Origin of the sequence: Corynebacterium sp. HMSC22B11 (assembly GCF_001815965.1) — a bacterium.
Taxonomy (GTDB): domain Bacteria; phylum Actinomycetota; class Actinomycetes; order Mycobacteriales; family Mycobacteriaceae; genus Corynebacterium.
Genome location: NZ_KV823529.1, coordinates 1 through 9,107, shown reverse-complemented (window position 1 = coordinate 9,107; position 9,107 = coordinate 1). Strand labels below are relative to the sequence as shown.

The following is a 9,107-nucleotide window of genomic DNA, read 5'->3' as shown; positions in this document are numbered from 1 at the left end:
CAGCCGGTGCGGCAGGAGCCGCTGGCGCGCCCGGTGCACCCGGAGCGCCCGGGGTGGAGGCGGCGAGCTTGATCACGCCACCCTCCTCGGTTGCGCCCGATGCCGGTGCAGCGGCCTGCGGTGCCTCAGCTGCCGGGGCTGCAGGCTCAGCTGGCGCCTCTGCCTGCTCGCTCTGCTCGGCTGCCGGTGCGGCCGGAGCCTCAGCTGGTTCAGCCGCTGGAGCTGCTGCAGGGGCAGTTGCCGCTGGTGCTGCGGCCGGTGCAGCCGGTGCACCTGGAGCGCCTGGCGCGCCCGGAGTGGTGCTGCCCAGCTTGATGGCGCCGGACTCGGTCTTTTCCGCAGCCGGTGCTGCTGGCTTCTCAGCTGCAGCGTCACCCTCGGTGGCAGGAGCCGCTGGTGCGGATGCGCCCGGGGCGGCCGGTGCACCCGGAGCCCCCGGTGCAGCCGGGGCGCCTGGAGCACCTGGTGCCGCTGGAGCCTTCGGTGCCGCTGGAGCCTTCGGTGCGGCTGGGGTGGAAGCGCCCGGAGCCGCTGGGGCACCTGGAGCTGCCGGAGCACCCGGAGCCTTCGGTGCTGCTGGGGCACCCGGAGCTGCTGGAGCGCCTGCAGACGGTGCCGCTGGAGCACCCGGGGCCGACGGTGCGGCCGGAGCGCCCGGGGCCGCCGGGGCGGAAGGAGCAGCTGGGGCAGCCGGGGCACCCGCAGCAGGAGCTGCTGGGGCACCTGGTGCGGCCGGGGCAGAAGGAGCAGCCGGAGCGCCACCAGGCGCACCCGGGGCGGCGGCAGCGGCACCCGCGGCGCCAGCAGCCGCAGCACCACCAGCGGCAGCGGCGGCCTGCTTCTTCTTATCCTCAGCAGCCTTGGCCTCCGCCTTGCGCTTCTTCTCCTCTTCAGCGCGGCGCTTCTCTTCCTCAGCGGCCTTGCGCTCGGCCTCCTCGCGGGCCAGCTTCTCCTCGTCGACCCAGCCACGCTCAGGGGCGGCCAGGAACTCAGGGGAGCGCGGTGCCGGCAGCTCGCCGTCGACCAGGATGGACTCGCGGAACATCTGGGCGATGTCCAGAACCTGGGTGCGCTCGCTCTTGTCCTCGATGTCTGCCTGACGGTTGTTCACGCCGTCGTTGATCATCGTCTTACAGAACGGGCAACCAATTGCGATGGCGTCCGCGCCGGTGGCCAGCGCCTCGTCCGTGCGGTTCAGGTTGATGCGGGAACCGAGGTCCTCCTCCATCCACATGCGGGCACCACCAGCACCACAGCAGAAGCCGGTGTTGCGGTTGCGCGGCATCTCGGTGAGCTCAGCACCAGAGGCGCCGATCAGCTCACGCGGGGCGTCGAAGACCTTGTTGTGACGGCCCAGGAAGCACGGGTCGTGGTAGGTCACGGTACGGCTGGAGTTCGGCGTGTTCACCGGCTCCAGGTAGCCCTTCTGAACCAGCTTGTTCAGCAGCTGGGTGTGGTGGATGACCTCGTAGTTACCGCCCATCTCCGGGTACTCGTTGCGCAGGGAGTTGAAGCAGTGAGCACAGGTAACAACGATCTTGCGCTGCTTCGGCGGCACGCCCTCGAAGGCGTTGTCCAAGGTCTCGATGTTCTGCTCAGCCAGCATCTGGAAGAGGAACTCGTTACCGGCGCGGCGGGCGGAGTCACCCGTGCAGCCCTCGTTCTCACCCAGAACGGCGAACTTCACACCAGCGGTGTACAGCAGCTCCGCGACCGCGCGGGTCGTCTTGGTGGCGTTGTCGTCGTAGACACCGGCGCAACCGACCCAGAACAGGTACTCGGTGTCGTCGAAGTTCTCGATGTCCTCGCCGAAGACCGGCACCTCGATGCCGTCGGCCTTCGCCTTCTGGATCCAGTCGGAGCGCTGGCTGTTGTTCTGGCCCCAAGGGTTGCCCTTGGTCTCCATGTTCTTGAACAGGCCACCCAGCTCGGTCGGGAACTCGGACTCGGCCAGCACCTTGTAGCGGCGCATGTCGACGATGTGGTCGATGTGCTCGATGTCCACCGGGCACTGCTCGACACAGGCACCACAGTTGGTGCAGGACCACAGGACGTCCGGGTCGATAACACCCATCTCGCCCTCGGCGACCAGCTGCAGCAGTGGCATGTCGGAGTGCGCCTCGGCTGCCGGGTCCACCTCGGTGGCGTCCCCGGTGAACAGGCCGCCACCGGCAGGGGCGGAAGCCTTCTCCAGCAGGTACGGGGCAGAAGCGACCGCGTGGTCGCGCAGGTCCATGATGAGCTTCTTCGGGCTCAGCGGCTTCTCCGTGTTCCAGGCCGGGCACTGCTCCTGGCAGCGGCCACACTCGGTACAGGAGGTGAAGTCCATCCAGCCCTTCCAGGTGAAGTCCTCGATGGAGCCGGCGCCGATGTTATCCGTGTCCGGATCGGCGTTTTCCATGGTCAGGATGCGACCCTGGGAGGTCATCGGCTTCGCCGCGCCGAGCGCGTTACGGCCGTCGGAGTTGCGCTTCAGGAAGATGTTGAAGAACGCCATGAAGCGGTGCCATGCGACACCCCAGGTGATGTTCTGGCCAACGATGAACAGCCAGACCATGCCGGAGAGCAGCTTGACCAGAGCGAAGACGGAGACCATCAGTGGGGACTCGGGCAGAATCTTCGCGATCTGCATCGTCAGGAAGTCGGTGGCGGCGTGACCACCCTCGTAGCTGGCGAAGGTAGCGATCTTGCCGGCCTTCACGAACATCATGCCCAGGCCCTCAAGCAGGACCACGATCTCGACGAAGTATGCGGCCTTGGCATTGGAGCCGTAGAAGCGGGCCTTGCGCTCCTTATCGCCGATGTTCTGGCGGATGATGATCAGGGCGATGATGCCAAGGGTGGTGCCGATACCCAGGATCTCGTCAACCAAGTGGTAGACGGCCCAGTCGCCGATGATCGGCCAGCCGCCCTCCGGGTTGAAGGTCTGAATATAGGCCTCGAACCAGACCAGGGAGCCCAGGAGGAAGCCCACCATGACGAACCAGTGGGCGATCGCGACCCCAGGCTTCTTGGCCATCTTCGTGTGGCCCAGGATTTCCTTGATCAGGTTGCCAAGGCGGGCGCCGGGGTTATCCGTGCGCTTCAGCGCCGGCTGGCCCAGGCGGATCGTCTTGAAGATCTGCAGGGCACCGCGGATGAAGAAAATCCAGGCTGGGATGGAGAGCAGCGCGCCAATGATCCCCAGGGGGACCGTGACATTCCACGGAATGTCAGTGCTTGTCGCCTGCCCTGCTGCAAGCAGGTACATGGAGTACTCCTTTATAAGCCAGTCTCGGATGAGCTGGATACCTATAATTCCGTTACTTCATGGGTACGTTAGCAGCTTAACCGCAGGTATATACACTTTTTCGGCCTCGCCCCGGGGGCGAAATAAGCAATAGAAATGTTGCTTAAATTGTGTGCTGGCTCACGAATCGGCGCTCTACCACTAGTGATGCGGAACACAGCGCCATCGGGGTCGCGCTTTAGTCCCCCTGCCCCTGCGCGATGCGGGTCATTTGACGGCGGTCGCGGCGCCCCTCGCTGGTCCGGTGTAGGTGGTACATGTAGACGGTTCCTTCGACGCGTGTGACCTCCACCGCCACGTCCGCGTTCTTCAGGTCCTTCTCGAGTCGCCGCGCATCCCGCATCGGCTGGCTGTGCCCACCGACGAAGACGTGGAAGGTGGAACCCGCCCACTGGCGCCACTCCTGGCGTTCCATGACGCCGGGGTTGACCTTCGCGTTATTCAGCTGACCGCCGGCCCAGCGGTGGGAGACCTCCTTTAAGTAGGACGCCACCCTTCCCGTGTGTTCCTGCTGCCAGCCGCTCGCGACGAGGTCGTACCAGGGGTCGACGAGGATGACGTTGGCGGGGCTGGCGTCCGGTAGGAATGCCAGCAGGCTGCCGAGGGCGAGCGCTGCTCCGGAGCCATCGGCGATGACCGTGATGTTCTCCGCCCCGTGCTCCTTCAGGAGATCCTGGTAGGCCCGGCGCACCAACGGCACGGCTTCCCGGGCGGTGTAGTCCGGCAGTCGGCCGGAGAGGGGGATGTCGACGCGCAGGCCTGCGTCCACCAGGTCGGTGACGAAGCGCCAGGCGGCGGTGGGCATGTAGTCGGAGAAGTCGCCGCCCGGAATGTAAAGGACCGCGCGCTTAGCGGTCTGTTGGGGCGTGAGTTCGTCGAGGGCTGGCGCGTTCGGGTCATACTCCTGCGCCTCGGCGGATTGAGAGTCTCCGAAGACCATCTGGGTGATGGAGTAAATGGGAAAGCCTGAGTGCCAGTGCTCGAAGACGGCATAGTGCTGGCGCACCTCGTGGGGTGGATCCGGCACGATGGCAGTCTTCCGGGCGATGCCGGTTTGCTTCTTGGCGCGCTGAACGCGCGGGTCCGGAAAGAGTGCGGCGATGTGCATCGACAGGCTCATGGCTGTTTAGCCTAGTCTGCGCTGCGGAAATCGTGGAAGCTGAGCGCATTGCACTCAATTTGGCTTGACCGGGAATGAAATCTCTGGATACTTGGTTACAGAAGTTGAGGCGCTGGCACTCATGCAGGGACTCCGAGGCTGCCGAAGGGCTCAAAACAACTGAAAATCGCTGGCTTTCGGAGAAGGCTAAAAGATTTTCCGAACGCTGGGAATAAAACTTGAGTCTAGGGCGCTAAGGCTTAGTGAGAGGTTCGCAAGGGCCAGCACATAAAACCCACAACAAAAAGGAGAAAAGACAATGGGACGCGCAGTAGGTATTGACCTGGGAACCACGAACTCTGTGGTGTCGGTGCTCGAGGGCGGCGAGGCAACCGTTATCGCCAACTCCGAGGGCGCACGCACCACGCCTTCCGTCGTAGCCTTCGCTAAGAACGGCGAGGTTCTGGTCGGTCAGTCCGCAAAGAACCAGGCGGTCACCAACGTTGACCGCACCATCAGCTCTGTCAAGCGCCACATCGGCAACGACAGCTGGAACGTCGAAATCGACGACAAGAAGTACACCGCACAGGAGATCTCCGCACGCACGCTGATGAAGCTGAAGCGCGACGCCGAGTCCTACCTGGGCGAGGATGTCACCGACGCGGTCATCACCGTGCCGGCTTACTTCAACGACTCCCAGCGCCAGGCAACCAAGGACGCCGGCCAGATCGCAGGCCTGAACGTCCTGCGCATCGTCAACGAGCCGACCGCCGCAGCACTGGCATACGGCCTGGAGAAGGGCGACAAGGAACAGACCATCCTGGTCTTCGACCTCGGTGGCGGTACCTTCGACGTCTCCCTCCTGGAGATCGGCGACGGTGTCGTCGAGGTCCGTGCAACCTCCGGTGACAACAAGCTCGGCGGTGACGACTGGGACCAGGCGATCGTCGACTGGTTGGTCGAGAAGTTCAAGAACGCCAACGGCATCGACCTGACCAAGGACAAGATGGCCCTGCAGCGCCTCCGCGAGGCCGCTGAGAAGGCGAAGATCGAGCTCTCCAGCTCCCAGCAGGCAAGCATCAACCTGCCGTACATCACCGTCGACGGCGACAAGAACCCGCTGTTCCTGGACGAGACGCTGAGCCGCACCGAGTTCCAGCGCATCACCCAGGACCTGCTGGACCGCACCAAGAAGCCTTTCCAGGCCGTCCTCAAGGACGCCGACGTCGATATCAACGAGATCGAGCACGTCGTCCTGGTCGGTGGCTCCACCCGCATGCCAGCCGTGACCGACCTGGTAAAGGAGCTGACCGGCGGCAAGGAGCCGAACAAGGGCGTGAACCCGGACGAGGTCGTCGCTGTCGGCGCGGCCCTGCAGGCCGGTGTTCTGCGCGGCGAGGTTAAGGACGTCCTCCTGCTCGACGTCACCCCGCTGTCCCTCGGCATCGAGACCAAGGGTGGCGTGATGACCAAGCTCATCGAGCGCAACACCACCATCCCGACGAAGCGTTCCGAGACCTTCACCACGGCTGAGGACAACCAGCCTTCCGTGCAGATCCAGGTCTTCCAGGGCGAGCGCGAGATGGCGCAGCACAACAAGCTGCTCGGCTCCTTCGAGCTCGGCGGCATCGCTCCGGCACCGCGCGGTGTCCCGCAGATCGAGGTGACCTTCGACATCGACGCCAACGGCATCGTGCACGTCACCGCGAAGGACAAGGGCACCGGCAAGGAGAACACGATCAAGATCCAGGATGGCTCCGGCCTCTCCCAGGACGAGATCGACCAGATGATCAAGGACGCCGAGGCTCACGCTGAAGAGGACAAGAAGCGCCGCGAGGAGCAGGAGGTCCGCAACTCCGCAGAGTCCACCGTCTACCAGACCCGCAAGTTCGTCGAGGACAACAAGGACAAGGTCTCCGAGGACATCCAGAACAAGGTCGAGGAGGCAGCCAAGGCTGTCGACGAGGCCCTGAAGGGTGATGACATCGAGGCCATCAAGGACGCCATGGAGAAGCTCTCCGCGGAGTCCCAGGAGATGGGTAAGGCCATCTACGAGTCCGAGGCAGCCCAGGCCGGCGAGGCAGGCGACGCTGAGGACGCAGGCTCCGAGGATCCGAACGTCGTCGACGCTGAGGTTGTCGACGAGGACGACAGCGAGGATGAGAAGAAGTAATGACGAACGCACACACCTCCGGCGAGATGCCGGATAACCCAGGTGATCCGGCGGTCACTGACCCAGAGGCGGATGCGGCCGTCGACAATGCCGGCGAGGCGCCGGGCGAGTCCCCCGAAGCGGCCGCGAAGGCCCAGGAGGACGCCCAGCGCGACGCCGCCGAGGCAGCAGCCGACGACGCTGCGGCCGACCTGGCCGACGGCGACGACACGGTTGACCCTTCGGTGGACCCGGAGGCGGCGGCTAGCCCGGCTGAGGCCGAGTTGGCAGAGCGCACCGAGGACCTGAAGCGGGTCACCGCCGAGTACGCCAACTACCGTCGCCGCGCTGAGCGCGACCGGGTGGCAGCAGTGGAGGCAGCCAAGGCCAGCCTGGCCACGGACCTCCTGCCGATCCTGGACGACCTGGATCTGGCCGCCGAACACGGCGACCTGACCGGACCGCTCAAGGCAATGTCCGACAAGCTGAACACGGTTCTGCGCGGGGCCAAGGTGGAGGTCTTCGGCGCCGAGGGCGATGCCTTCGACCCGGAGCTTCACGAGGCCGTGCAAGACATGTCCTCTGGCGACGAGAAGGCTGTGGGCACCGTGCTCCGCAAGGGCTATCGCATGGGGGAGCGAGTGCTCCGCCACGCGATGGTTGTCATCGCGGATCCGCAGTAAAAACCGCGTCATAAGACCCGGCACCCATCAGGGTGCCGGGTCTTTGCTGTCTATGGCCCGGCGCCGCTTCGACGCTAGCCGTAGCGGCGCCGGGCTCTTATGGAACACCTCTCGAGCGACAATGTGCCGGTGCTGCATTGAGGGCTTAAAGGAGGGGGCGGAGAACTTAGGGGGGAGGGGGTGGGCGCGGGGGTAATCGGTTAAGGAAAACAGTGACATAGTTTTCTGGCCAAATGTAATATGCGTCACAAGCTCACCTGAGCTCAACCAGAAAGGGCAGTACATGACTATTTATGCGAACCCAGGGACCGACGGTGCGATCGTCAACTTCCGTGAGCGCTACGACAACTTCATCGGCGGCGAGTGGATCCCACCAGTCGATGGCGAGTACCTGGACAACGTCACCCCCGTCACCGGTGAGGTGTTCTGTCAGGTGGCCCGCGGCAAGGCTGCAGACATCGATCTCGCGCTCGACGCAGCGCACAAGGCAGCGCCAGCCTGGGGCAAGACCTCCCCAGCCGAGCGTGCCCTGATCCTTCACCGCATCGCCGACCGTATCGAGGAGAACCTCGAGAAAATCGCCGTCGCGGACACCTGGGACAACGGTAAGGCTGTCCGCGAAACTCTCGCTGCGGACATCCCCCTGGCTGCCGACCATTTCCGCTACTTCGCCGGTGCCCTGCGCGCCCAGGAGGGAAGGCTCTCCCAGATCGACGACGACACCGTCGCCTATCACTTCAACGAGCCACTGGGTGTCGTGGGGCAGATCATCCCATGGAACTTCCCAATCCTCATGGCCGCCTGGAAGATTGCGCCAGCCCTGGCGGCGGGTAACGCCATCGTCCTGAAGCCAGCGGAGCAGACCCCAGCCTCCCTGCTGTACTTGGTTGAAAAGATCGCCGACCTGCTGCCTGATGGCGTCCTGAATATCGTCAACGGACTCGGCTCGGAAGCCGGTGCTGCCCTGTCCGGCTCCAAGCGCATCGCCAAGATCGCCTTCACCGGCTCCACCGAGGTCGGCCGCATCATCAACAAGGTCGCAGCCGAGCGGATCATCCCCGTCACCCTGGAGCTGGGTGGCAAGTCCCCATCCCTGTTCTTCCCAGACATTATGGATAAGAAGGACGCATTCTTCGATAAGGCTCTCGAGGGCTTCGCGATGTTTGCCCTGAACCAGGGAGAAGTCTGCACCTGCCCGTCCCGCGCGCTGGTCCACGAGTCCATCGCTGACGAGTTCCTGGAGCTCGGCGTGAAGCGCGTGAACGCCATCAAGAAGGGCAACCCGCTAGATACCGAAACCCAGATGGGTGCGCAGGCCTCCCGTGAGCAGATGGACAAGATTAGCTCTTACCTGGAGATCGGACCGAAGGAAGGTGCCGAAACCCTCACCGGCGGTAACGTCAACAAGATCGAGGGGCTGGAGAACGGCTACTACATTGAGCCGACCGTCTTCAAGGGCACCAATGACATGCGGATCTTCCAGGAGGAGATCTTCGGCCCGGTGCTGTCCGTGGTGACCTTCAAGGACTACGACGAGGCCATCCGTATCGCTAACGACACGAACTACGGCCTGGGCGCCGGCGTGTGGGCCCGTAGCGGCAACATTGCCTACCGTGCCGGCCGTGACATCCAGGCTGGTCGCGTGTGGGTGAACCAGTACCACAATTACCCAGCTCACGCCGCGTTCGGTGGCTACAAGGAGTCCGGTATTGGCCGCGAGAACCACCTGATGATGCTGTCTCACTACCAGCACACCAAGAACCTGCTCGTCTCCTACTCGGAGAACGCGACGGGCCTGTTCTAAGGTGCGGTTCTAGAGCTCTGGGCTCAAGCGTGAGGCCCCCGTCTCTGTGAACTAGCCCCCGAAAGTTGGACTGGTTTAAT

At 64.1% G+C, this 9,107-nt stretch carries 5 protein-coding genes; 3 read left to right on the top strand and 2 right to left on the bottom strand.

The features are described from left to right. Together HMPREF3088_RS10010 and HMPREF3088_RS10005 are read right to left on the bottom strand one after the other, a co-directional pair. Positions 1-3,250 (bottom strand): (Fe-S)-binding protein (locus HMPREF3088_RS10010; RefSeq protein ID WP_070759835.1); only part of this gene is annotated, 3,250 nt, incomplete at its 3' end. A gap of 217 nt (positions 3,251-3,467) precedes the next feature. Then, complete coding sequence (locus HMPREF3088_RS10005) at positions 3,468-4,409, bottom strand: alpha/beta hydrolase fold domain-containing protein (RefSeq protein WP_070759834.1); 942 nt, start codon at positions 4,407-4,409, stop codon at positions 3,468-3,470. 298 nt (positions 4,410-4,707) lie between these two features. Between HMPREF3088_RS10005 and dnaK the strand changes: the two genes are divergently transcribed. From dnaK to HMPREF3088_RS09990, 3 genes are all read left to right on the top strand, one after another. Next, the gene (gene dnaK / locus HMPREF3088_RS10000) at positions 4,708-6,561 is read left to right on the top strand and encodes a molecular chaperone DnaK (protein WP_070759833.1); all 1,854 of its coding nucleotides are present in this window, start codon (positions 4,708-4,710) and stop codon (positions 6,559-6,561) included. Then, positions 6,561-7,223: a nucleotide exchange factor GrpE gene (gene grpE / locus HMPREF3088_RS09995; RefSeq protein ID WP_070759832.1), complete on the top strand. Its 663-nt coding sequence runs from the start codon at positions 6,561-6,563 to the stop codon at positions 7,221-7,223. The genes dnaK and grpE overlap by 1 nt, the downstream gene beginning before the upstream one ends. Positions 7,224-7,506: 283 nt before the next feature. Continuing rightward, positions 7,507-9,027 carry an acetaldehyde dehydrogenase ExaC gene (locus tag HMPREF3088_RS09990; RefSeq protein WP_070759831.1) on the top strand — a complete coding sequence of 507 codons (1,521 nt, stop codon included), beginning with the start codon at positions 7,507-7,509 and terminating at the stop codon, positions 9,025-9,027. The last annotated feature ends 80 nt before the right edge of the window (positions 9,028-9,107 follow it).